Origin of the sequence: Corynebacterium sp. 212_CJEI (assembly GCF_001055915.1) — a bacterium.
GTDB lineage: Bacteria > Actinomycetota > Actinomycetes > Mycobacteriales > Mycobacteriaceae > Corynebacterium > Corynebacterium jeikeium_D.
Genome location: NZ_JVPT01000059.1, coordinates 18430 through 43392, shown reverse-complemented (window position 1 = coordinate 43392; position 24963 = coordinate 18430). Strand labels below are relative to the sequence as shown.

Genomic DNA, 24963 nt, shown 5'->3' with positions numbered 1-24963 from the left:
CCGCCGTGACAGGGCGGCGCGCTAACCAACTGCGCCACAGGGCCATCATGATTTTTAGTGGTACTCCCAACGGGATTCGAACCCGTGTTGCCGCCGTGAAAGGGCGGAGTCCTAGGCCTCTAGACGATGGGAGCCCGACTTAACGCTGCAAAGAGTTGGCCACTCAATGGCATATTCCGCGTACATCTGCAGTGTATGAACATTGCAATTGCGCGCGCTCTTGGCAACGTAAAGAACTATAGAGGATAAGTACCCTTTTCCCAAAATCCACGGTTGAACTGGAGTTTCTTACTATTTCCGCGGACGCTACTAGTACTCAGATAAGCTCGCAACTATGGCAATTCCGGATTTCATTGTTCAGCTCCGCGAAAAAGTGGGCCACGCTCCGCTCTGGCTCCCCGGTGTCACGGCTATCGTCATTCGCGATGTTCCGCCGAATGCACCGATGTACGCCTTGCCCGAGGTCTTGCTGGTTCGTCGCTCCGATAATGGTGAATGGACCCCAGTCACCGGAATTATCGACCCGGACGAGCAGCCTCACGACGCCGCCGTGCGAGAGGTAAAGGAAGAAACGGGACTCGATGTCACAGTTGAGGCCCTGCTTGGCACTGGCGCCGTTGGCCCTATCGAACACCTCAACGGCGATGTTGCCTCATATCTGGATATCTCCATGCGCTGCAGTGTTGTTGGCGACGACGTCCCCTATGTCGCTGATGATGAATCCACTGATGTCGGATGGTTCCAGATCTCACAGATGCCACCGATGAAGCCACGCTTCCGCCTGATAGTCGCCGATGCAGTGGCGCAGCTCAAGCACCCGGCGGGCTTCAAGCCACGGATGGGCTACCACAAGCGGGAGAAGTAGGTGCCGCAGAAGGAAAAATACAGGCAAGATACGACAAAACCCCAGGCCGTTGATGACCTGGGGTTTTTCGTGCTTGTGGGCCCTGCGGGGCTCGAACCCGCGACCTGCGGATTAAAAGTCCGTAGCTCTACCAGCTGAGCTAAAGGCCCGCGCAACAAAATAGCCTAGCAATAGCGCGCCGATTTTTGATAATTGCCCCCTCGAGAGTCGATAAGTTCACGCCCCGGAACTTTTTACCCCTCCTGTCCGACTGAATTAATAAGCAGGAATACTGCGGACACTTGATGCAGGCTTCGACAAATCCGTCGGAGTACACGCATCGTTTATGTCTACTTTTTCAGTCGAGGAAACATGGATGTCGTCGATATATCTCGTTGGCAATTTGGCATAACCACCGTCTACCACTTCATTTTTGTCCCGCTGACAATTGGTCTAGCTCCGCTCGTCGCGCTCATGCAGACACTGTGGGCCACGACGAAAAATGACCTCTGGTACCGAGCGACACGATTTTTCGGCACCATCTTCATTATTAACTTCGCCATGGGCGTAGCCACGGGTATCGTCCAGGAATTCCAGTTCGGTATGAACTGGTCGGAGTACTCCCGCATGATCGGTGATGTCTTCGGCGGCCCGCTGGCTCTTGAAGGACTCATCGCGTTCTTCCTGGAATCCACCTTCCTGGGCCTATGGATTTTCGGCTGGGGGCGTATCCCCACCTGGATGCACACGCTCTCGATTTGGATTGTCGCTATTGCGGTGAATATCTCGGCGTATTTCATCATCGTCGCCAATTCGTTCATGCAGCATCCTGTAGGCGCGGTCTACAACCCGGAAACCGGCCGCGCAGAGCTTACAGACTTTGGCGCACTGTTGACCAACTCCACTGCCTTGGCAGCTTTCCCGCATGCCGTGGCCAGCTCTTTCCTTACCGCCGGCACGCTCGTTGTCGGCGTCAGTGGCTGGTGGCTGGTTCAGAGCCGCCGCGGTGGCCAGAGCAATACTGTTCACGAACGGACGTTTCACAAGTCCATGAAGGTCGGGCTCTGGACAACTGTGCTCAGCTCGCTGGCGGTGTTTATCACCGGCGATATCCAGGCCAAGCTTATGTTCGAGCAGCAGCCGATGAAGATGGCATCGGCCGAGTCCCTGTGCCACACGCAGACAGATCCAATGTTCTCGATTCTGACCGTCGGTACGCACAACAATTGCGACTCGGTGCTGCATCTCATCGAGGTGCCATGGGTGCTGCCTTTCCTGGCCGAGGGCAAGTTCAGTGGCGTCACGCTCCAGGGCGTGCAGGACCTGCAAGAAAAAGCTGAGGCGGTCTTCGGCCCAGGCAATTACTCTCCGAATCTGTTCGTCACATACTGGTCTTTCCGCGCCATGATTGGGCTCATGGTCGGTTCTCTGGCTATCGCGTTTTTCGCTTGGCTATTTACTCGCAAGGGGCGCGTGCCGACGGGCAAGCGAGCCCGCATTTTCGCCGCTTGCAGTATCCTCGCGATTCCGTTCCCGTTCTTGGCCAGCAGCGCTGGCTGGATCTTTACGGAGATGGGCCGTCAGCCCTGGATTGTGCACCCGAACCCGGATCACGCGGGCGACCCGCGCACCGAGCTGATTCGCATGACCGTCGATATGGGTGTGTCCGACCACGCACCGGCCACGGTGATTATCACCCTGGTGGGCTTTACCCTGCTCTACCTGATTTTGGCAGTGGTGTGGTTCTGGTTGATTCGCCGCGCAGTTATTGCCGGACCTCCGACCGAATCCGCTGAGGCAATCAACGCCATCGGCAATGACCCCGAGCACGCTGGCCCATCGTCCCCAATCGCTACCGATCTGGGCGCGATCATCTCGTCTCCGGTTCGATTCAACAAGGTCCATGCCCAGTCCGCTGCCAGCCCCGACTCCGAAGTCTCCGCGACTGAGGACACAAAGTAGATAAGGATGTATCTCTGACATGTTCGGATTAGATCTTCCCGTTTTGTGGTTTATCCTGATCGCGTTCCTCTTCGCTGGCTACTTCCTGCTCGAGGGCTTTGATTTCGGCGTCGGAATGCTGCTGCCGTTCGTTGGCCGCGATGAACCGCGTCGTAAAGCGATGCTCGGAACTATCGGGCCGGTATGGGACGGCAACGAAGTGTGGCTAATTACCGCTGGCGGCGCGCTCTTCGCGGCATTTCCGGAATGGTATGCGTCCATGTTTTCCGGCTTCTACCTGCCGCTCTTCCTGATTCTGGTGGCGTTGATTGTCCGTATTGTCGGGCTGGAATGGCGCTTCAAAGTCAACGATGAGCGCTGGCGCGCCTGGTGCGACCGCGCAATCATCTTCGGCTCCTGGTTGCCGCCGATTCTGTGGGGCGTAGCGGTCGCGAACCTGGTGCGTGGTGTCCCGCTGAATGCCGACAAGAACTTGGACTCCGGCTTTAGTACCCTGCTCGGGTTGCTGAACCCGTACGCCCTGGTCGGCGGGATTGCGTTTGCGGCTGTGTTCGCTCTTCACGCAGTTACGTTCCTGCGGCTGAAGACCGCCGGCAAGCTACGCGACGAGGTCGGCAACGCCGCTCGAATTCCGGCACTGTCGGCGCTGATATTTGGCGGCGTGTTCCTCATCTGGACACAGCTGGGCTACGGAAAGACCTGGCTGTGGGCTGTTGTCGTCATCGCCGTCGCGGGGTTGGTCATTGCCATCTCCGCAACCGTAGGCAACCGCGATGGCATCGCTTTTTCCGCAACCGCGGTCACCGTAGTCGCCGTCACCACCGTTGTCTTCGGCGCCATGTACCCGTATCTGATGCCGACGACGCTTGCCGACGGCGTTTCCCTCGATATCTGGAATTCCGCCTCTAACCCTTACACGCTGAAAATCATGACCTGGACCGCGCTGGTGATTACCCCACTGGTGATTGCCTACCAGGCGTGGACATACTGGGTATTCCGCAAGCGGTTGATGGCTGAACGTAAGGTCTCGCAGTAGACCGTCCGTTGGAGGTTAGTTTCTAAAAAGTGGCACCTGTCGATCCGAAACTATTCAAGCTGTCGGCCCCAGCCTGGCGTTGGGTCATTTTCGCGGGCGCACTGACCGCCGCGAGCACAGGTGCCACAATCGCGTTGGGGCTGGCAATCGGCACTATTACGGCGCAGGTTCTGGGTGAGGCAACTCCTAATTGGACATTATTCGCGCTGATAGCCACGGCCGCTGTACTCGTTCGGGTGGCCTGCTCCTACGCGCTCGTGCGTTTCGGCCAATCTGCGGGTGCACGCGTGGCCACAGACCTGCGCAGCCGGGCACTGCGAGCCCTGGCTCTGCGCGATCCTCGCACTGTCGACACCGCGCACTGGCGCGCATTGCTTTCGGTCGGGCTCGATGGTGTGGCCGTCTACGTGGCGGAATTCCTCCCCGCACTGGTGGCCGCAGCGCTGGCTACCCCGATGGCACTGGTCGCAGTCGCATGGTTGGACCTCCCATCGGTTGCCATCGCGGTTGTCACGCTGCCACTCATTCCACTGTTCATGTGGCTGGTAGGTCGCCTCACTGAGGGCCGCACAGAACGCCGTCTGGCCGACATCGGCACGGTGCGTGGTCAGATTCTCGACCTGGTCATCGGCCTGCCAACGCTCAAAGCGCACAACATGGCCGACACCCCCAGCGAGGAAATCAAGCGCCTGTCGACCCGCCACCGGAAATCCACCATGGAGGTCCTGCGCATCGCTTTCCTATCCGCGTCGGTCCTGGAATTCCTCACCACCCTGTCAATCGCCCTCATCGCCGTCGGCATCGGTTTCCGACTTCTGGGAGGCCACATGACGCTGGCAACCGGCCTGGCAGTGCTCATCATCGCCCCAGAAATCTATGGCCCGGTGCGCCAGGTTGGCCAGAAATTCCACGCCGCCCAGGACGGTGTGGTCGCTGCCACCGAAGTCACGGAACTGTTAGACAAGGACGCTGGCCAGACTCCAAACTCCACAGACACCACCTCTGAAACTGTGGAAGAGGTGGCCGAAGGAACGTCGTCAAGCAGTGTCCACAGCGCCCCCACGGTCGTGTTCGAACGCCTTTCCGCGCCGGGGCGAGACGGCGTGCGGCCAAGTGAATTAAGCGCCATCGCGCAGCCAGGCACAGTGACGGTGCTGGCGGGGCCGAACGGCGTGGGCAAGACGACAGCGCTGCTTGCGGTCGCCGGCATCGTGCACGAGGGGTTGGAAGGCTCCGTAACTATTCGCGACGGCCAGCGCATTCTCCGTGACCAGGATCTGCTGCGGCGCATCGCGTGGCTGCCCCAGCGCCCAGTGTTGGACGCAGCGACGGTGGGAGACAATTCGCGGCGCTCGCTCGGGCAACGTCAGCGGGAGGCGCTTCGGCGCGAGCTTGCCGACGACACCCGCGACCTCGTCCTCCTCGATGAACCGACAGCTCACCTGGATACCGACAGTGCGCAGTCCGTGATTAGGCTCCTGCACGCACGTGCCCGGCGCGGAGCCACAGTGATTGCCACCAGCCATGATCCGCTGTTGATTGCGGCCGCCGACGGCGTGGTGGAGGTGCAGTCGCGATGACTACTCTGCAAGCGCTTCGTCGCCTGGTGAAACCCCGCGACCTGGTTTGGCCGGTGTTGGCGGGCACCATCACGCTGCTGTCCGCGCTGAGTCTGACCGTGGTGTCGGCGTGGCTGATTACGCGTTCTTGGCAGATGCCACCGCTGATGGACATCACCTTGGCGGTGACGTCTGTGCGCGCGCTGGGTATTTCGCGAGCTGCGTTTCGATACCTCGACCGGTTGGTCTCCCACGATGTGGCGTTGCGCACCGCCGAGCGCTCGCGCGTGAAGCTATGGGAGCATTTCGTGGCCGACCGTACGCTGGCGCTGCGTGAGCGTTCCGATATTGTCACAGCGCTTGGGGCGAATATTGACGCACTTGCCGATGCCGTCGTGCGATCAATAGTGCCCGCATTGGTGGCGCTGATGACCTCTCTCATCGCCGTCATTTTTGTGGCTCTACTCTCGCCTGCCGCTACGGTTCTCCTGGCGGTGGGACTGCTTCTGGCCGGCGGTGTTGCTCCTTACCTGACGTATCGCACCACTGCGCGCTCAAGTCAGCGTCGCGCGGCCGCGCTTCAGTCGCATGCCGCTGCCGTCGAAGCGCTGCTTTCCGACGCCGCCGGCCTGCGTATCCACGGCCAGTTGGATGAGGCAGTCTCTGCCGCGTCATCCTCCAGCAAAACGGTTGCGGCCATCGATGACGCCGCAGGTCGAGCAAATGCCCGCGCCTCCGCACTGAGCACCGCGGCTAGCGTGTTGACCGCTGTCCTGACCGTGGTCGTAGCGTCGTGGTTAGTGACGGATTCGGCCGGGGGCGCTGGAGGCGGTTTACTGCACTCCCCCGAGTGGCTGACAGTTCTGGTTCTGGTGCCGCTAGCTGCTTTTGAAGCGGTTGGTCCGCTGCCAGCTGCTGCGCAAACACTGGCGCAATCGAGGGAAGCCTTGCTGACGCTTGCGTCGAATGCGGGCGAATCAGAGGAAGCGGATGTCATGCGCTCGTCCCCAGCCCCCACAGCGCCAATTCACACGTCCACGCTCCCTCAGAACCACCTGGCAGTTCGGCCAACTCTGCAGGTTCAAGACTTGATCGTGGGCTACCCCGACGACAACAGCTCGAATACTGCGGAAGAGCCCGCTGCCCAGCCAGCTCAACTGCCGATGCAAAACTTCGAGGTCACCTTTGGCGACTACCGGGAAATCACGGCGCCGTCGGGAAGCGGAAAGACCACGCTGCTGAAAACAATCGCCGGACTAATCCCGCCGGTTGCGGGCACGGTGACCATCGCTGACGGAGACGGACGCGAGCTGTGGCGCAGTGCGGCAAGTGCCGGAGAACCCCACGAAAACACGGAGCAGTGCGACCTGGTGCGCTTCGTCGCCGAGGATGAGCACATCTTCGCCACGACGGTGCGGGACAACATCTCTATTGGTAACCCGCAGGTCAGCGACGATGACATTTACTCCGTGCTGGACGCCGTGGGCCTGCGCGATTGGGTCGATGCCGCACCCGACGGCCTGGACACGATTCTGGACAGCGGCGCGGACAGTCTCTCGGGTGGTCAGCGGCGCAGGCTCATTCTCACCCGTGCGCTTGTCAGCACAGCGCCAATCCTGCTTCTCGACGAACCCACCGAACACCTCGACGAAGAGTCGAACCACATCCTGGAAATTCTCCGCAATACCACCGACCTGCCCGGTGGGAGGGGTCGCCGAACGGTGATCGTCGTCAGGCATCCGCGGACGCAGCGCTAACCGGGGCGATTCAACCGGCCGCCCAAAACAGATTCGAAAACGGCAGTTCAGCGTGACACAATACTGTACGTGTTAGATACCTCCACGAGTCCACTCAGCGCCGCCAAGCCCGCCGATGCCACGTCCGCGCACATGCACATCGGCCCCTTTGAGCTCGCTTCCCCCGTGGTACTCGCTCCGATGGCCGGTGTCACCAACGTGGCATTCCGAACGCTGTGCCGCGAGCAGGAGCTGCAGCGTACAGGCACGGTCTCGGGCCTCTATGTCTGCGAGATGGTCACCGCGCGAGCACTGGTCGAGCACAACGAGAAGACCATGCACATGACCACCTTCGCGCCTGACGAAAACCCGCGCAGCCTGCAGCTCTACACCACTGACCCGAAGTGGACCTACGAGGCCGCAAAGATGATTGTCGACGAAAACCTCGCCGACCACATCGATATGAACTTCGGCTGCCCGGTACCGAAGGTCACTCGCAAGGGCGGCGGCTCGGCACTGCCGTATAAGCGCCGTCTCTTCGGCAACATCGTCGCCGCAGCGGTAAAAGCCACTGAGGGCACGGACATCCCGGTGACCGTGAAATTCCGCGTCGGCATCGATGACGAGCACCACACGCACCTCGACGCCGGCCGCATCGCCGCTGAGATGGGCGCCCAGGCTGTGGCTCTGCATGCCCGCACTGCAGCGCAGCGCTACTCCGGCCACGCTGACTGGTCACAGATCGCGCGGCTGAAGGAGCACATGGTCGACTCCGGCTTCAGCGATATCCCAGTGCTTGGCAACGGCGATATCTTCGCCTCCACCGATGCCCGCAAAATGCTCGACGAGACCGGCTGCGACGGTGTCGTCGTCGGTCGCGGCTGCCTTGGCCGCCCGTGGCTGTTCGCGCAGTTGTCCGCCGAGCTGCGTGGCGAAGAAGTGCCGCCGGCACCAACATTTGGTGAGGTCGCGGGGATTATCCGTCGTCACGCGGAACTGCTCGTGGAGCACGAGGGCGAGCGTAAGGGCTGCCGCGACCTGCGCAAGCACATTGCCTGGTACCTGCGGGGATACCCTGCCGGCAGTGAGGTGCGGAAGTCTCTTGCGCGCGTCGATTCGCTGGCAACGCTCGACGAGATTCTCGCACCGCTTTACGACGGCCCCAGCGCCCACGCCCGCCCGGAGGACGCCGACGGCGCCCGCGGCCGACAGGGGTCCCCTGCAAAGGTGGTCTTGCCGGAGGGCTGGCTGGACGACCCGGAGGACGACACCGTGCCCGAGGGCGCGGAGATTATGCACTCCGGTGGCTAAGCTTCGGTTCTGAGCGAGTGTTTACATAACTTTACGAGGGGTAATTGGGGGTTCCCCACTAACGCGCGACGTTGTTGAGGATTGCCTACTATGGAACGCATGCGCACTGTCTACCGAGAACAAATGGACAACTTGGCTCACAGCCTGATTGTGATGTGTGACCGAGTTGGCTCCATGCACAAGCTTGCGAACAAGGCCCTCTTCGAGGCTGATTTGGTCTCGGCTGAAACAGTTCTTTCCCAGATTGATTCTCTCGAGGACCTGCGCCAGGATGCGGAGCAGCGAGCCTTCGAGCTGTTGGCCCGCGAAGCTCCTGTGGCTGGTGATCTCCGACAGATTGTCAGTGGCCTCTACATTGTCGAGGACATCTCCCGCATGGGCGCATTGAGTGTGCATATTGCCAACGTTGCCCGGCGTCGCCACCCGAACAAGGCACTACCAGAGCCCGTGGAGGGGTTCTTCCGCGAGATGGCCTCCGTATCTGAACAGATGACGCACGAAACCCGTCAGGTGCTCATCGACTACGACGTTGACCAGGCATTGGCCTTGGATAAGACCGATGACAGCATCGATGACATTCACCAGCACCTGTTTACGCTGACCAACGACGATAATTGGCCGCACTCCCCTGCGCAGACAGTGGATGTCACTCTGCTGAGCCGCTTCTACGAGCGTTACGCGGATCACGCTGTCGAGGTTGCCGCCCGGATTATTTACCTGGCCACCGGTTACAAGCGCGATGTCTACCTGGACAAGCTCGAGGATGAGCGCGACCAGCGCAGCTTTAACCAACGCCTGCAGGCCTTGGAGCGTCACCTGCGTATGTAGGTCCGTGAAGCTGCAGGCTGTTGGGAGGCTGGGCTGTAGGGCTGCTGGGCGGGGCTGGGTGTTGGGCTGAGCTGTAGGGATGTTGGGGGGGGTGGCTGCTGGCCTAGGGCGCGGATTTTAGGCCGGAGTGGAGCCGTTTTTAAGCCTCACCAGGCTAAACACCTCCCCAGCCAAACACTGCCCCAGCCCGAGAAACTGACTAGGTTTATGACACTTTACTGTGAGTAAACGCTATTCATCTGACATAAACCTAGTCAGTAACTGCTTGATCCCGCCACAAAAACTGTTTTCCCCGGCACAAATCACCTCCGCGGTTAGACAATCAGGTGGCAAAACATGTGCGCGACATAGCAATCTCATAAACTGCAACAACAATAAGAACCCCGTACCTCGCGTGAACACGCGTGAAGTACGGGGCTCTTATTGGCTTATTACGGCATACGCAAAGCGTTTAGCCGAAGCGACCGGAGATGTAGTCCTCGGTTTCCTTCTTGTCTGGATTCTCGAAGATCTTCTTGGTCGGGCCAACCTCAACCAGGCGACCCGGCTTACCGGTTGCCTCGAGGGAGAAGAATGCGGTCTGATCGGACACACGAGCTGCCTGCTGCATGTTGTGGGTCACGATGACGATGGTGAATTCTTCCTTCAGCTCATGAATCAGGTCCTCGATTGCCAGAGTGGAAATCGGGTCCAGTGCGGAACACGGCTCGTCCATCAGCAGAACTTCCGGCTCAACTGCAATTGCGCGTGCGATACACAGACGCTGCTGCTGACCACCAGAGAGGCCGCCACCCGGCTTGTCCAGGCGGTCCTTGACCTCATCCCAGAGGTTGGCGCCGCGCAGGGACTTCTCGGCAACCTCCTGGAGATGAGCCTTGTTCTTAACACCGGCCAACTTCAGGCCAGCCACGACGTTGTCCTCGATGGACATGGTCGGGAACGGGTTCGGACGCTGGAACACCATACCGATGGTGTTACGAACAGAGACCGGATCGATCTTCGGGCCATAGATGTTTTCGCCGTCGAGAAGCACCTCGCCAGTGACGTAGGCACCCGGGATGACCTCGTGCATACGGTTCAGCGAACGGAGCACGGTGGACTTACCACAGCCGGACGGGCCAATGAATGCGGTAACGGAACGCGGCGGGACGTGCAGGTCGACGTTCTGCACAGCGTGGAAATCGCCGTAGTAGATGTTGACATCGTTAAGGTCTAGGCGCTTAGCCATGGTCTTTCAAAAACCTTCCTTGAAATAGCGGACGTTAGGCGCCCAGCATTAACTGCTCTTGACGGAGAACTTGGCGGATATGACGCGCGCCAGGATATTGATGAGGGCAATGATGAGAACCAGCGTGAGCGCTGCGCCCCACATCTTGTCGAATGCCGCACCGGTATTACCGGCCTTGTACATGTCCAGCATGAACAGCGGCAGCGAGGACTGCGACTGGCCGAACGGGTTATAGGTGATGATTCGTGAGGTTGCAACCAGGATCAGCATCGGTGCGGACTCACCCATGACGCGGGCGACGGCCAGCATGATGCCGGTGACGATGCCCGACAGTGCGGTCGGGAGCACGATCTTCAAAATGGTCTTCCACTTCGGAACACCCAGAGCGTAAGAGGCTTCACGCAACTCGTGCGGAACGATGCGCAGCATTTCCTCGGTGTTGCGGACAACGATTGGCAGCATCAGCAGAACCAGCGCCAGCGAGACGGCGAAGCCGGAGCGACTCATGCCGAACATGACCACCCACATCGAGTAGATGAACAGCGACGCGACAATCGACGGCACACCGGAGAGAATGTCGACCATGAAGGTGGTGACCTTGCCCAGGCGGGAGTTACCTGCGTACTCGACCAAGTAGATGGCGACGAAGATACCGAACGGCACGGTCATGAGAGTAGTAACCAGAGCCTGAACCAAGGTACCGACGATTGCATGCGCAACACCGCCGGCAGACGCACCAACGGTGACACCGCGCTGGGATGCAGTCCACCACTCACCACTCAGCAGTGACGGGGTACCTCGGACGACAAGCTCGAAGAGAACCCACACCAGCGGGACCAGAGCAAGAGCCATGCAGAAGTAAATCAGGACCGTGGAGACGCTGTCCGCCACCTTGCGGGAACCCTTAATCTGGGTGAATGCCGACTCGGTGGTGGGGACCATGTCTGCAGGGCCGTGAGGCGAAGAATCAGTAGTTGAACTAGTCATTGTTACTTCTCGTTTCTTTTCCTACGACCTTGCTACTTCTTCGCAATCATTCGGGCTGCGGAGTTGACCACGAAGGTCAGCAAGAACAGCACCAAACCTGCGGACATGTAAGCGCCGGCCTTGAGGTTGTCATTGAACTCCGGTGCCGCATTAGCAATTGCGGTTGCGAAGGTGGTACCACCGTCGAAAAGCGAGCCACGGAATGCCGAGGACGGGGAGATTACGAGGTACAGAGCCATCGTCTCACCGAGGGCACGTCCCAGACCCAGCATCGAGCCGGAGATAAAGCCAGAACGACCGAATGGCAGAATAGCCAGCTTGACCATCTCCCAACGGGTCGCACCGAGAGCCAGCGATGCCTCAATGTGACCACGCGGGGTCTGAACAAAGACCTCACGGGTGGTAGCCGCAATAACCGGCAGAATCATAATTGCCAGCACAATGCCACCGGTGAAGAGGTTTCGACCGGTCTCGAATGCCGGCGAGTTTGGGTACAGGGCAAACATCGGGATAAAGCCCAGCGTCTTAGCCAACCACCCGTACAGACCAGCCAATGCCGGACCGAGAGCCATAAAGCCCCACAGACCGTAAACAATCGACGGCACTGCGGCCAGCAAATCCACGAGGTAACCCAGCGGCTTGACCATCTTCTTTGGAGCATAGGCAGTCAGGAAGATGGCAATACCCAGCGCAACCGGCATAGCCAGAATCAGCGCCAGGATGGAAACCGCGACGGTCACCAGAAACATGTTCGGAATACCGAAGTACATGGCGGAGGTATCCGCCAGGTTCCATCGTTCGGTGTAGGTGAAGAAGTTCGCTTCGTTACGGGACATTGCCGGAACTGCGCGCAGGAGCAGGAACACTGCAATTGCGATGATGGCAGCAGTCACCAATGCGGAAGATCCTACCGCCAGAATCTTGAAGATTCGGTCACCAGGACGAACAACGCCGGTCTGAATGGCTTGCTCTTCCGAGCTCTCGTCGCCGGAGGAATCCACCTGCGGTGCTGAGGACTGCAACAGACTGCTGTCTACAGCCTCCTGCTTCCCTTCAATGGGAGTCGAGGAACTCATGATCTCATTTCCTAAGTAGAAGTGATTTGTGCTTCAACGCACATGAAGACCGATTGGCCTCAGTACCCCTCTACGAGCGGTACCCAATCAACTGAGGTGTCGATATATAAAGCCAACCGGTCTACGTCAGGTTTTCGGCCTACAGCTCAAATCTGCGTGGCCGGCTGAAGTGACCCTCGCGCCAACTGGGGTAACGACAGAGCTCACTCTGCTTTCACCCGCGTTGCACGCAAAGAATTACTTGATAGCGTCAACCGCTGCGGACAGCTTGTCCTTGAACTCACCTTGAACCGGGATGTAACCCAGCTCTTCGAGCTCTGGGCCCTGGCCCTCTTCCAGAACAACCTTCAGGAAGTTCTTAACCAGGTCACGAGTCTGCTCGTCGTAACCAGCGGAGCAGACGATTTCGTAAGTGGTCAGAACCAGCGGGTAAGCGCCTTCCTCGTCCATTGCGAACAGAGCGTCGGTGTCAACAACCATGTTGTGACCCTCAGTCTTAAACGTGACGGAATCCAGAGCCTTACCGACGGTGTCGTTGTTCAGCTCAACCGGACCATGACCGAAGTCCATCTTGGCGATGCCCAGGTCCTTGTCCTCAGCGAAGCCAGCCTCGACGTAGGTGATAGCACCGTCGATGTTGGCGACCTCGTTGACAACACCAGCCGAGCCGTTAGCACCCTGGCCAGTAGCAGTCGGGAAGGACTTGGAAGCCTCGTGCTGCCACTGCTCCGGAGCAGCTGCGCTCAGGAACTTCATGAAGTTATCAGTAGTACCGGACTCCTCAGAGCGGTAGACAACCTTGATGTCCTTCTCCGGAAGATCGACACCCTCGTTGACCTCAGCGATCTTCGGGTCGTTCCACTTGGTGATCTTGCCGTCGAAGATTTCAGCAACCAGAGCCGGGGTCAGAGCGACGTCAACACCCTCGAGGTTGTAGGCAACGGCAACCGGACCGATAACCATCGGCAGGTGCCATGCTTCATTGCCGTCGCAGCGCTTCTTAGCCTCTGCGACCTGGTCCTTGCCGTCCTTCTCCTTCAGCGGGGAGTCAGAGCCAGCGAAAGCAACGGTGCCGGCAATGAACTGAGTCTGACCGGAACCAGAGCCAGATGCGTTGTACGACAGGGTCGAGCCGGTCTCTTCAAACTTGGTGGCAAACAAATCCATGGCGCGCTGCTGCGAGGTAGCGCCCTCGCCCTGCAGCTCACCGGTGACGTCAGCCAGACCCTCAACGTTAGAAGCGCCTTCGCCGCCCTCTTCAGAGCAAGCAGCCAGGGTAAGGCTTGCAACAGCGGCCAAACCAATGACAGATGCCGCACGGTTCTTCTTCAGCACAGTAAATCCTCCGGGGTTTTACACAATGAGTGAAACAGTTCACGTGGAACCGCCACACTCCGGTCCACTGCGCTGAACCTATCTACCGATAGTAACCGGAACCTGTTCAGAACATTAACAATTGGTGAACGGCGCAAGTAATTCTTTATTTATCCTCATTTTCCCTGTAAGAGGCCCTAAAATGCGCCCCTGAAACACTGAGGATTGGACAGCATCTCCTCAAAAACACAAGAATCATTGCCCCCGCGCCAGAGGAAAACCACCTAAAACTGAGATAAAGCTAAGCTCCCCCTTCAACAACTCGCCTTCAATAACTCCCCCAATAAACCGAACCGTCGCATCTACGCGCCGTACATCACATCACGGCGGGCCACCTCGAAACCGACCGCACGGTACGTGCGCACTGCCGGCGCATTGTCGCCTTCCACATAGAGAATTACCTTTTCCGCTCCCCGGTTCCGGAGATAGGAAAGCCCAACATTGGTCAGCCATCGCCCCAGGCCACGTCCGCGTGCCTTCGAGCTCAGCCCGATCACATACACCTCACCAGTTGGCACAGACTCCTCGGCGTGCCACTTCGTCCAGTGGAAACCGCAAATCTCCTCCGCACTGTCGCGCGCCCCGGCCACATCCGCAGCAAAGAAAACGCCCTCCGGGTCGAACCACTGCACGTTTCGAGCTCGATCGAGTTGTGGCTGCGACCAACCACCCTGCTCCGGATGCCAGTCAAACGCCTCGTTATTCACAGCCAACCACGCCCGATCCACGGCCGCCTCACCCCACTTCGCACGTGCCGCAGCCAGGGTTAGCGCTTCAACATCATCACGCTTATCGACGTCCCCCGCCGCCTTCTCCAACGCTGAGCTCGAAATGGACATCTGCAACAGCTCGCGGATGACCTTGCGTCCCGTCAACTCTGCCAAACGACTGGCACCGGCAACATCTCCGTGAGCCCAGATAGGCAGGCGCTCGCCGACCTCAGCATCGATGTGCGCTAGCAGCTTCGCCCCCACTCCTTGCTTACGAAACTCCGGGTCAACAGCCATTTCCACAGCATCTGGCGCAACGGCTGCCAGGCCCAAGTAACGGTCGTTCTCAATAATCGCAAAGTGTCGATGCCCGAAAGATTCGTCGTCAAGCCCTCGGACGAAAGCCTCGCCGAACGCCTCCACGCCGTCGGCGGAGTGGGCGTGCTGCAGTAGCGTATCGGCGGCGGTGGTGTCTACGTCAAGCAGTTCGGTTACGTTCATACGCCCCACCCTATACACAGCAGCGAATTCAACACTTCCCCGATGTCGTCTGAGCCAAAAGCGATGGGGTACTAATAGAGTGTGTCCATTTCCCGACGACAGAAGAAGATCGGTGGCTCTATCCTCGCCGTTGCCGCGCTGGTGATTGCCACCGACATGGGCTTCGCCAGCCATGCGGAGTACAAGCTCTCCGAGCATATTCAGGAGACTGCTCAGCTGGAGATGACCCCATACGTCGCCATTGGTGGCAAGGCCTACTTGTCCTCTTTTGTTACGGGAAAATGGAGCTCCGTAACCTCGCGCATCCGCGATGTCGAGGTGCCCGACTTCGGCTTGGTATCTCTGGAGTACGGAGCCTCCAACGTTAAGGTCCCGGCATCGGCGGTGCTCAGCGGTAATTTCCCAGAATCGCCGACGAAGCAGTACTTCACTAAGCTCTCGCTCGACGGTGTCTCTCTGGGAAACAAGCTGGGACTGACAGACTTGAGTATCCAGAGCCTGAAGGACTCCTCCCCCACCGGCGGCTGGGAGACCGAGGCTATCTTCGAGGCCACGCCAGCCGGATGGCAGGGAAAAACCCAGGTTACGGCGAAGTTGCGCATTGTCAGCCGCGACGTGGTCATTACGCCGATGGAGATTATTTCTGCGCCCTCGTCCCCAACGGATTCTAAAAGCCACATCAAACCTGAGCTGTCTGAGGCTGATACGCAGCACATCATGGACACCTTCGCTCTGACGCTGCGGGATTCAGAGATACCGATGGGCATGCCGGCGACTCGCGTGTACGTGTCGGGCGGTTCTATCACCATCGAAGGCGAACAGATTCTGTGCACCGTGTCGCCAACAAACTTCATGCCGCCGACATCCCAGCAGGATGCCGAGGCGTCAGCTCAATCCACGGAGAAGCTGCCGGAGAAGAACTGTCGGGTGCGTCGCTAAGGCCGTCGTCAAGCATCGCCGTTAAGCGTCGGTGCAGCGTTAGCACCATGCGACAACAGCCCATACATGGCCACAAGAGCTTCAGCGGTAGAGTGTGAAGCATGACCGAGAAGAATGGCAGCAACCAGACAGACGCCGCTGCACAGGAGCCTGCAGCTGCGGAAGCCCCTCGCCTCGACGGCAACGAGGCCATCAACCGCGCGGCCGAACAGGCCAAGAGCACCGCTACGCGCAACATCACTGAGCTTGAGGGGCTCCCGATCCCCGACGAGACCGCTAACCTGCGCTTCGGCCCGAATATTCACGACGGCCTGCTGGCACTACTGCCGCTGGTCGGCGTGTGGCGCGGTGAGGGGCAGGCGAACACTGTCGTCGACGGCGAGTACAACTTCGGCCAGCAGCTCATTTTCAGCCACGATGGCGAGAACTACCTGAAGTATGAGTCGCGCATCTGGAAGCTGGACGAAGAAGGCAAGCCGACCGGCCCTGACCAGCGCGAAACAGGATTTTGGCGCATTAACAACGAGGACGAGATTGAGTTCATCTGCGTCCACTCCACCGGCGTCACTGAGATCTACTACGGCAAGCCGGTTTCCGAGCGTGCATGGGAACTGCAGGCAGCCTCCACAATGGTCACTGCTACCGGTCCTGCATCCCTTGGCCCGGGCAAGCGCCTCTACGGTCTGATGCCGAACAACGATCTCGGGTGGGTGGACGAGCGCCTGCGGGATGAGGAATTCGCTCCCCGCATGTCCGCGCAGCTCAAGCGCTACGCGGGCTAGGTTCTCCCCGCTTTACGACGGGCGTTGTGTGGCCTTACTGCGTCGCCCAACTGCATCAAGCCCTACTATTTGGGGCCCTACTGCGTCGCCAGCGCCTTGTCACACAGGTCGCGGAATTCCTTTTCCGCGATTGCATCCGGCTGCCGGATGGGCTCACCATCGATGGACTTAACCACGACCGCGATACGCACCGAAGACACCAGCCATACCGCATCGGCGGTGAATAGGTCCCCGGGCACCAGGACCGTCGGGGTGACTTTCCAGCCGCAGTTGGCGGCTGTTTCAAACAGCGCTGCCTGAGTTGTGCCCGGCAGCACTCCTTCACCGGGGTTGGGAGTCAGCAGTTCATTGCCGCGCTGAACGATGATGGTCGATGTTGGGCCTTCCAAGAGCTTGCCCTCTGCGGACGTGAAGATGACATCGTCAAAACCCTTGGACTTGGCATAGCGCAAAGCGGCCATATTAGCTGCGTATGACAACGTTTTCGCGCCGATGAGCGCCCACGGTGCACGGGAGCCAAGGTCGAGCGAGAAACCGCGCTCTGCAAGCATGACCGATACCGGCTTCAGACGGTTTTCCGCCACCTTTTCCGCGGAGCTAGCCAAAACGTAGCCAGTCGGCTCTCCGGTGGACTCACGACCACGCGAGTACACCCACCGCAACGTCGCATCCCCCTCAATTGACCTATCGCGCAACTCCTGTAGTGCGACCTCGGTAGCCGCCCGCCACTGCTGCAGATCTGGGGTTGGCAAATCCAGCATTAGCGCTGACGATGCGAATCGCTTCTCGTGCCGGTCAGTATTACAGGTATGACCACCCCTGACCAGGAGTGTTTCAAAAACTCCGTCGCCGCGAATAGCTCCGAGATCATCCGCGTAGAGGAACGGCTGTCCTGCCTCGACAGCAATCGGGCCGCCGTCTGCGAAGACGTCGATAAGCACTAGAGAAGAAAGCGAATCCGTCATACACACAAGCTTAATCCATGCTTAATTTGAGGATTTCTGGTTAACATGAGGGAGTGAGTGTTGAGTATGTAAGTCCTTTGATGTCTCACGTGGCTGGCGCCGCTGCCCTCGAACTGGGCGGACAGATGGAAGGTTTGGAGAAGGCCTCAGAGAACGCCCCAGACGGAAACTCAGCGAAAAACGTTGAGCAAACCACAGGGCAAGCTAGCGTGGCATGGCACTACGGCCGTCCGCTGGTAGAGCAACGTCACCTGCAGGAGGACTGCGGCGTAGTAGATCGCTCGTACTACCGCGTTATTGAGGTCACTGGCGAGGATCGCCTGACCTACCTCAACACACTTTTTTCGCAGAAGGTCGACGAAGCCGCTCCCGGCACTGTCACTGAAGCACTGAACCTGGATGCAAACGGTCACGTTCTCCATCACATGACGTTGACTGTTTTGGACGATTCCGTGCTTATCGACGTGCCCCCTGCCGGCTTCGACTCCCTGTTGAAGTACCTGAACATGATGGTGTTCTGGTCCAAGGTGGAAATTGCTGAGGTAGAAAGGGCGATTATTTCCGTCATGGGGCCGAATGCCCCTGAGGTCCTGGTAGCCGCTGGTCTCGCATTCCCGCAGGTGGGTAAAGCTACGACTGTGGGACATTCCTACGTCCGGCACCTGCCGTGGCCACGCGGCGGGCGTGTGGATGTGCTCGTACGCCGACAGGATTTAGTCGGTGCTTGGGACGCGCTGGTGGCCGCTGGCGCCTCCCCAGTCGGCCTGATGGGCTGGGAGGCCGAACGCGTAGTCTCCTTGCGGCCCGAGCTGGGAATCGACGTAGACGAGAAGATGATTCCGCATGAGGCTCCCCGCTGGATTGCTTCTGAATTCGACACGGCTGCCGTGCACTTGGACAAGGGCTGCTATCGCGGCCAAGAGACGGTATCACGTGTCCACAATGTTGGTCGCTCCCCACGAGTTTTGGTGATGCTGCAGCTCGACGGCTCGGCCACCCTGCCGGAAACCGGCAATCCAGTGATGATGGGCAAGCGCGCCGTGGGCCGCGTGGGCACCGTCGTGCAACATGCCGATTACGGCCCGATTGCTTTGGCTCTGCTTAAACGCTCAGCTCAGGAGCGCGAGGGCCTTGTGGTGGGTGACTGCGCCGTGGCCGTCGACCCTTCCTCCATCGACCGCGTTGAGCAGCTGCCGCCGGGCCGTGTGGCCATCAACCGCCTGCGTGGGAAATAGGTAACAGGAAATAGGTAAAGCCACCAGACAGAGTGGTGAAAAAATAACTTTTTCCATTCTTTTTCAGAAAGGACATTTCCCCAGGCCACAGCACATATTGAGTTGTCTGAGCGCGAGGACACGACCCACTATGGGCCTCCCCGCGTAACCCCTTCGTCTAAAAATCGGCTATGGTGTCTTACAGGAATTAACGCAATAAGACATAAGTGGGTCGGCCGTATCCCCGTGCCGCCCCACGGATTACACAAGGGGGTCAGGCCATGGGTCGCGGCCGTGCGAAAGCAAAGCAGGCGAAGGTTGCCCGTCAGCTCAAGTACGATTCACCAGAAATGGATTTGGAACGTCTGCAGCGGGAACTCGTCGGCAAGTCGAACGAGTCCGATCGAGACGACTATTACTCTGACTGGGAGGAATGGGCCTCAGGCGCTGGTCGCGACAGCTAGCGCAAGCTAACCGCTGTCGTATTTTCCGCAAAGCGTTTCTATTTCAATAAAGCAAGCACCCACCAACGATTCCGTTGGTGGGTGCTTGCTTTTGCTTAGTCGACTGCGTTTATGTTCCGCCGATTATGTTCGGCGGTGGCGGATCAATCCGAGTTACTGACTGCGTTTATGACAAAAATCGCCCGAAAAACGGCTCGAAAGTGTCATAAACTCATACAGTTTCACATTTGCAGCCCGTGGTTTTCTGGGATCTCCGTTGTGCAACCCAGAATCTAGACCGCCCCGTCGCATCAGTAGGCCGCCCTCCACGGCAGACCAGCCGGCCCAGTCCCCGGCCGCCCGTCGCAGTAAACCGACGGCCGGCCGACGCTTAGAAGCGCGGGTGGCTGCCGCGCAAAACAGCCCCGTCCTCGCCAGCCTCGCTCTTGCGGACAGTACCCAGCTCCCAAGCGTTGATGTGGCGGGCAGTCAGCAGAGCCAGTGCACGATCGCGGTCCTCTGCGGAAACAATCGCAACCATGCCAACACCCATGTTGAAGGTCTTCTCCATCTCCTCGCGGGAGACGTTGCCGAGCTCAGCAATGGTCTTGAAGATCGGCCCCGGGGTCCATGTTGCGCGGCTCATGTCAGCGGTCAGGCCTTCCGGCATGATGCGAACCATGTTGCCAGCCAATCCACCACCGGTGACGTGGCAGAAAGTGCGGACCTCGGCCTCGTTCATGAGAGCCAGGCAGTCCTTCGCATAAATCTTGGTTGGCTCCAGCAGCTCCTCCCCGAGGGTGCGGCCGAAGTCCTCGACGTAACCGTCGAGCTCCAGACCGGCCTTCTCCAGGAGAACGTAGCGAGCCAGCGAGTAGCCATTGGAGTGAAGTCCAGAGGACTCCATGGCGATAATGACATCGCCCTCACGCACGCGGTCCGGGCCGAGAAGCTTGTCCTCTTCCACGACACCGACGCCGGTAGCGGAGACATCGTACTCACCCGGTTCCATCACACCCGGGTGCTCTGCAGTCTCGCCACCAAGGAGGGCGCAACCCGCCTGGACGCAACCCTCGGCGATGCCGGAAACGATCTCGGCGACGTGCTCCGGCACGACCTTGCCAATTGCAATGTAGTCCTGCAGGAACAGCGGCTCGGCGCCGCACACAACCAGGTCATCGACGACCATGGCGACCAGGTCCAGGCCAATGGTGTCGTGCTTGCCGACGGCCTGCGCCACGGCCAACTTGGTTCCCACACCATCGGAGGATGCGGCCAGCAGCGGCTTTTCGTAGTTGCCCAGTGCAAACAGGCCGGCAAAACCACCGAGCCCGCCACGGACCTCTGGGCGAGTGGCCTTCTTGGCAATCGGGGCGAATAGTTCAACGGCGCGGTCGCCGGCTTCGATGTCGACACCGGCTGCAGCGTAGGAAGCACCAGAAACGTTCTCGGTCATTAGAGGCTCTCGCTTTAAACTTTCTCCCCCGGGCGGCGTTACTGCCGTATCCGGGAGTATTGGCGGACCGGGAACAAAGCAACGGCTGCAATCTACAGCACCGCTTGCGCTTCGTTCTCGGTTCAGTTCTCGTAGTTCATTCTAAGGAGGTTTCGAGGCTAATTGCTCGTTGCGGCTTTGGCAGCCTGGGCTGCCTGCATCCTCTCAACCGCTGCCGCATTCGGATTGCCCTCCGGCAGACCCAGCGGGTACTTGCCATCGAAGCAGGCACAGCACACTTCGCTCTTTGCCTGTTCGGAAGCGGCGACCATGCCATCGATGGAGACAAATCCCAGGCTGTCGGCACCAATCGCGGTTGCGATACCGGAGACAATGTCATTCTCATCGACACCGTTGGCCAGCAGCTCGCCCGGAGAGGCGAAGTCAATGCCGTAGAAGCACGGCCATTTCACCGGCGGTGCGGCGATGCGCACGTGCACTTCCTTTGCACCGGCCTCACGCAGCATGCGAATCAGGGCACGCTGGGTGTTGCCGCGGACAATGGAATCATCGACCACGACCAAGCGCTTACCGGCGATAACTTCCTTCAGCGGGTTCAGCTTCAGTCGGATGCCCAGCTGACGAATCGTCTGCGAAGGCTGAATGAAGGTACGCCCCACGTAGCCGTTTTTGGTCAGCCCCTGTCCAAACGGGATGCCCGATTCCTGGGCGTAGCCAACAGCGGCCGGGGTACCGGATTCCGGCACCGGCATCACCAGGTCACCGTCAGCCGGGAACTCACGTGCCAACTGGCGGCCCAGCTCAAGACGCACCGCGTTGACGGAGCGACCACGGATGTTGGAGTCCGGGCGCGCCAGGTAGACGTACTCAAAAATGCATCCAGCGTGGGCGGTCTCGGCAAAACGCTGCGAACGCACACCAGAAGCATCAATGGTCACCATCTCGCCTGGCTCGATCTCGCGGACGAACGATGCACCGACGATATCCAGCGCGCAAGTCTCGGATGCGACTACCCAGCCACCGGACAGGCGCCCCAGGCACAGCGGGCGCACACCGTATGGGTCACGCGCGGCGTACAGCGTCTCGCCATCGGTGAAAGTAAGACAGAAAGCACCCTTCAAACGCGGCAGCAGTGCCATCGCGGCCGCTTCTACATTGGTGCTGCAGCCGTAATCTTCGGGGTGGTCAATCTTGCCGGTTTCGTCGGCAAGCAAAGTGGTCATGATTGCGGAGTCACTGGGCAGCTCGCCCTCTTCACGCAGCAGGCCCTTGTCGACCGCCTCATGGAACAGCGTGAGGTGGTTGGTCAGGTTGCCGTTGTGCCCCAGCGCGATGTCCGTGCCGTCAGAGGCCATCTGGAACATCGGCTGTGCATTCTCCCACGCAGGAGCGCCAGCGGTGGTGTAGCGCGTGTGCCCCACCGCTACGTGCCCCTTCAGGGCGTCGAGCGTCTGCTCATCAAAAACCTGGGAAACAAGCCCGAGATCCTTGAATACGAGAATTTGGTCGCCGTCGCCGACTGCGATACCGGCGGCTTCCTGGCCGCGATGCTGCAGGGCAAACAGGCCATAGTAGGTGAGTTTGGACACGTCTTCGCCAGGTGCCCAAACGCCAAAAACGCCACATTCTTCGCGCGGGGATGTCTCCCCCAGATCGTCGTAAGGCGAAATTGGCAAAAGTTTGGACTTTGGTGCACCTGAAATGTTGGTATCGGCCACGACATTCACACTAATAGCCCCACCCGCCTAGGCACCAATTCAGCATCCCCCCCCCCACGGGCTTTAAGAAATGCGCGCCACCGGCAGATGATTCCCAATTTCCGCCGCGCGCGTGCCCGACATATCGATGTGCGCCTGCACCTGCTCTAACGTGATCATTCCGCACGCGAGTCCCAGCCAAATCTCCGGCGACATCTCCACGACATTGGGCGGCGTACCGCGTGTGTGCCTGGGCCCCTCAATACACTGGACCGCGACGAAGGGCGGCACACGCACCTCGACGCTATGCCCCGGCGCCTCTTGGGCGAGCATCCGCACGGACAGACGCACCGCTTTGGCAAGGCTCGCACGCCTTAACGACGACCCCTGCGCCCCATCCGCCCCGATGAAGGGGACAGCCTCTTGGTCAGACAGCAACTCGCGGCCGAGAAGCCGTTGCGCCGCCCAGGGTGCGGCGGTGGAAAGAGCGCTGCGAACGTCGAAAGGCGAGATTTTGGATACCATAACCTCATCCTAGAGTTATGCTTTCATATATGGATACGCAGTCAACTGAAAAAGCTGAACAGGTGCATGCTCCAGCGTCACCATCTCTTGTACTCCGTTTTATGGCGTCGCCGACCGATGTCATTATGGCCGGAACCAATTCCGTCCACGGCGGCCGTGTGTTGCAGTGGATTGACAAGGCCGCTTACGCCTGCGCGACCGGCTGGTCGGGACGCTACTGCGTGACTGCGTACTTCGGTCACATTCACTTCACTCGCCCGATTCCCAGCGGCCACATTGTTGAGGTGCGCTCCAAGATTGCGCATACCGGCCGCAGTTCCATGCACATCGTCAATGAGGTGCTCTCGGCTGATCCGCGCGAGGGCAAGTTCACCCGCGCAGCTGACTGCCTGGTGATCTTCGTAGCCATGGATGAAAACGGTAAGTCGACTCCGGTGCCGAAGTGGGTGCCGCAAACAGAGGAAGAAGAGCGCGTTGAGAAAGCCGCTCTTTCCCGTTTTGAGCTCCGCCGCGACATCGAAGCCAGCATGCGCGCGCAGACCTACTCCGCGGACTCTTCCGCACCCGAACTGACCACACGTTTCCTGGCAAAGCCGACCGATGTCAACTGGGGCGGAAACGTCCACGGCGGCACCGCCATGGAGTGGATCGACGAGGCTGCGACGGCAGTTACCACCAACTGGGCAGGGCGCCAGACCATTTCTGTCTACGCAGGTGGTATTCGCTTCTACAGCCCAATCCACATTGGCGACCTGGTTGAGGTGCGCGCACGCATCCTGCGTACAGGCACGACCTCGATGCACCTGTCGGTGCAGGTCTACTGCTGTGAGCCCCGCAAGGGTGTCGGCGGCCTGCGCAAGGCACTGCATTCGACCATGACGTATGTCGCAATTGATGACGATTTCAACCCGCAGCCGGTACCGCACTTCCAGCCGACGACGGATGAGGACAAGCGCCTGCACGCTCACGATCTGTCACTGAAGGCATTGCGTGACAAGTACAGCCCGCTGCCGCTGATTGAGCGCGAACAGGATTAAGCCGCCTGGCTACCCGGCTTCCTGTTTTTCCACCAGATGGATAGGAACATCCAGCCAATCAGCGCGAAGGTGATGTAGGTGACGTACCGGTCAATCGTCTGCAGGGAGCCCTGGATGCTTGGGCCAAACTTCAGGCCCAAGTACAGGTAGAAGCACTTGAGCATTGCGGCACAGAGGAAGAGGTACACGCCTACTACCCAGCCGCGCACCTTCGCAATACCACCGATGGCCACGACAATCGTGGCCGGAATCGGCGAGAATGGCACAAACGATGCCAGCACACTCAGCCCGATGCGTTCATAGATGAAGTTCTCCATCTTCTTAAACCATCGCGGTGGGTGTCCGCCGAAACTCATCGTGATGAATTCCGTGCCCCACTTCTTGCCCATCCAGTAGAAGAACGGCATGAACTTGATTGTCGAAAGCGCCGCAATCACTACAACAGCGAAGAGGAAGAGCGGCCGGTCCTCGTTTTCCGACGCGAGAATCAGCACCGACAGATTCGATCCTGTCAGCCATGTGTGCAAGAACGTGTACTTGAGCAGCAAAACCGCACGGAACGGGATGATTGCAAAGCCATACACGGCAACCAGCATCAGCGCTGCATAGAGAAGCTTGTCTATTTTGTCCGGCTCACGCAGGAAGCTCGGCAAATCCTCACGAGGGTCGTGCTCGGCCTCGTTACGCATGTCGGGTGAAGTCATGAACCACAGTTTAACTGCACGCCCTCTTCTGCAGCAGGAGCCGCAGACT

The 24963-nt window shown here is 59.3% G+C and carries 22 protein-coding genes and 2 tRNA genes; 12 read left to right on the top strand and 12 right to left on the bottom strand.

All coding sequences use genetic code 11. From position 1 onward, the window contains the following. Positions 1 to 58 precede the first annotated feature (58 nt). Positions 59 to 134: transfer RNA gene (locus tag ADB02_RS07090), tRNA-Glu, on the bottom strand. A gap of 200 nt (positions 135 to 334) precedes the next feature. Here ADB02_RS07090 and ADB02_RS07085 point away from each other — a divergent pair. Beyond that, a complete protein-coding gene (locus ADB02_RS07085; RefSeq protein WP_016421372.1) occupies positions 335 to 865 on the top strand; it encodes an NUDIX hydrolase in 531 nt (176 codons plus the stop codon). Between the two features lie 76 nt (positions 866 to 941). Here the strand turns inward: ADB02_RS07085 and ADB02_RS07080 are convergent. Then, positions 942 to 1014, bottom strand: a tRNA-Lys gene (locus ADB02_RS07080). 202 nt (positions 1015 to 1216) lie between these two features. Here ADB02_RS07080 and ADB02_RS07075 point away from each other — a divergent pair. From ADB02_RS07075 to phoU, 6 genes are all read left to right on the top strand, one after another. Continuing rightward, entirely contained in the window at positions 1217 to 2806 is a 1590-nt protein-coding gene (locus ADB02_RS07075) for a cytochrome ubiquinol oxidase subunit I (RefSeq protein WP_049190245.1), read from the top strand. Between the two features lie 19 nt (positions 2807 to 2825). Then, a complete protein-coding gene (gene cydB, locus ADB02_RS07070; protein WP_049190244.1) occupies positions 2826 to 3842 on the top strand; it encodes a cytochrome d ubiquinol oxidase subunit II in 1017 nt (338 codons plus the stop codon). A gap of 29 nt (positions 3843 to 3871) precedes the next feature. Next, positions 3872 to 5422: an ABC transporter ATP-binding protein/permease gene (locus ADB02_RS07065; protein WP_080969598.1), complete on the top strand. Its 1551-nt coding sequence runs from the start codon at positions 3872 to 3874 to the stop codon at positions 5420 to 5422. Then, positions 5419 to 7158, top strand: a complete 1740-nt coding sequence (gene cydC / locus ADB02_RS07060) for a thiol reductant ABC exporter subunit CydC (protein WP_049190242.1) — start codon at positions 5419 to 5421, stop codon at positions 7156 to 7158. The genes ADB02_RS07065 and cydC overlap by 4 nt, the downstream gene beginning before the upstream one ends. Before the next feature lie 132 nt (positions 7159 to 7290). Beyond that, positions 7291 to 8448 (top strand): tRNA dihydrouridine synthase DusB, encoded by a 1158-nt coding sequence (gene dusB, locus ADB02_RS07055; RefSeq protein ID WP_049190250.1) that lies wholly within the window; start codon positions 7291 to 7293, stop codon positions 8446 to 8448. Positions 8449 to 8538: 90 nt separating this feature from the next. Next, entirely contained in the window at positions 8539 to 9276 is a 738-nt protein-coding gene (gene phoU / locus ADB02_RS07050; protein ID WP_080969597.1) for a phosphate signaling complex protein PhoU, read from the top strand. A gap of 451 nt (positions 9277 to 9727) precedes the next feature. On the opposite strand, the gene pstB is transcribed toward phoU, so the two are convergent. From pstB to mshD, 5 genes are all read right to left on the bottom strand, one after another. Beyond that, positions 9728 to 10504, bottom strand: a complete 777-nt coding sequence (gene pstB / locus ADB02_RS07045; protein ID WP_016421380.1) for a phosphate ABC transporter ATP-binding protein PstB — start codon at positions 10502 to 10504, stop codon at positions 9728 to 9730. 48 nt (positions 10505 to 10552) lie between these two features. Next, positions 10553 to 11446 (bottom strand): phosphate ABC transporter permease PstA, encoded by an 894-nt coding sequence (pstA, locus tag ADB02_RS07040; RefSeq protein WP_042388200.1) that lies wholly within the window; start codon positions 11444 to 11446, stop codon positions 10553 to 10555. Between the two features lie 77 nt (positions 11447 to 11523). Then, positions 11524 to 12567, bottom strand: a complete 1044-nt coding sequence (pstC, locus tag ADB02_RS07035) for a phosphate ABC transporter permease subunit PstC (protein WP_049173061.1) — start codon at positions 12565 to 12567, stop codon at positions 11524 to 11526. A gap of 237 nt (positions 12568 to 12804) precedes the next feature. Next, positions 12805 to 13902, bottom strand: coding sequence for a phosphate ABC transporter substrate-binding protein PstS (gene pstS, locus ADB02_RS07030; RefSeq protein ID WP_016421383.1), 1098 nt, complete (start codon positions 13900 to 13902; stop codon positions 12805 to 12807). 341 nt (positions 13903 to 14243) lie between these two features. Beyond that, the gene (gene mshD / locus ADB02_RS07025; RefSeq protein WP_049190240.1) at positions 14244 to 15152 is read right to left on the bottom strand and encodes a mycothiol synthase; all 909 of its coding nucleotides are present in this window, start codon (positions 15150 to 15152) and stop codon (positions 14244 to 14246) included. A gap of 81 nt (positions 15153 to 15233) precedes the next feature. On the opposite strand from mshD, the gene ADB02_RS07020 reads away from it, so the two are divergent. Next, a complete protein-coding gene (locus ADB02_RS07020) occupies positions 15234 to 16091 on the top strand; it encodes a DUF2993 domain-containing protein (protein ID WP_016421385.1) in 858 nt (285 codons plus the stop codon). Positions 16092 to 16192: 101 nt separating this feature from the next. Next, complete coding sequence (locus ADB02_RS07015; protein WP_016421386.1) at positions 16193 to 16873, top strand: FABP family protein; 681 nt, start codon at positions 16193 to 16195, stop codon at positions 16871 to 16873. A gap of 77 nt (positions 16874 to 16950) precedes the next feature. Here the strand turns inward: ADB02_RS07015 and ADB02_RS07010 are convergent, their stop codons facing one another. Continuing rightward, positions 16951 to 17838, bottom strand: a complete 888-nt coding sequence (locus tag ADB02_RS07010) for an aminodeoxychorismate lyase (RefSeq protein WP_049190238.1) — start codon at positions 17836 to 17838, stop codon at positions 16951 to 16953. Between the two features lie 80 nt (positions 17839 to 17918). Here ADB02_RS07010 and ADB02_RS07005 point away from each other — a divergent pair, with 80 nt between their 5' ends. Together ADB02_RS07005 and ADB02_RS07000 are read left to right on the top strand one after the other, a co-directional pair. Next, positions 17919 to 19073: a YgfZ/GcvT domain-containing protein gene (locus ADB02_RS07005; protein WP_049190237.1), complete on the top strand. Its 1155-nt coding sequence runs from the start codon at positions 17919 to 17921 to the stop codon at positions 19071 to 19073. Between the two features lie 260 nt (positions 19074 to 19333). Further along, on the top strand, positions 19334 to 19516 hold the full coding sequence (locus ADB02_RS07000) for a DUF3073 domain-containing protein (protein ID WP_005511943.1): 183 nt from the start codon (positions 19334 to 19336) through the stop codon (positions 19514 to 19516). A gap of 370 nt (positions 19517 to 19886) precedes the next feature. Here ADB02_RS07000 and purM read toward each other — a convergent pair whose 3' ends face one another. The 3 genes from purM to ADB02_RS06985 all read right to left on the bottom strand — a co-directional run bounded on the left by purM (position 19887) and on the right by ADB02_RS06985 (position 23173). After that, on the bottom strand, positions 19887 to 20951 hold the full coding sequence (gene purM / locus ADB02_RS06995; RefSeq protein WP_016421389.1) for a phosphoribosylformylglycinamidine cyclo-ligase: 1065 nt from the start codon (positions 20949 to 20951) through the stop codon (positions 19887 to 19889). 158 nt (positions 20952 to 21109) lie between these two features. Next, complete coding sequence (purF, locus tag ADB02_RS06990; RefSeq protein ID WP_049190235.1) at positions 21110 to 22678, bottom strand: amidophosphoribosyltransferase; 1569 nt, start codon at positions 22676 to 22678, stop codon at positions 21110 to 21112. A gap of 54 nt (positions 22679 to 22732) precedes the next feature. Beyond that, positions 22733 to 23173: a sterol carrier family protein gene (locus ADB02_RS06985; protein ID WP_049190234.1), complete on the bottom strand. Its 441-nt coding sequence runs from the start codon at positions 23171 to 23173 to the stop codon at positions 22733 to 22735. A 29-nt stretch (positions 23174 to 23202) separates the two neighbouring features. Here ADB02_RS06985 and ADB02_RS06980 point away from each other — a divergent pair, with 29 nt between their 5' ends. Beyond that, positions 23203 to 24210, top strand: coding sequence for an acyl-CoA thioesterase (locus tag ADB02_RS06980; protein ID WP_016421392.1), 1008 nt, complete (start codon positions 23203 to 23205; stop codon positions 24208 to 24210). Here ADB02_RS06980 and ADB02_RS06975 read toward each other — a convergent pair. Then, the gene (locus tag ADB02_RS06975) at positions 24207 to 24914 is read right to left on the bottom strand and encodes a hypothetical protein (RefSeq protein WP_049190233.1); all 708 of its coding nucleotides are present in this window, start codon (positions 24912 to 24914) and stop codon (positions 24207 to 24209) included. The two genes, ADB02_RS06980 and ADB02_RS06975, sit on opposite strands and share 4 nt — an antisense overlap. Between the last annotated feature and the right edge of the window lie 49 nt (positions 24915 to 24963).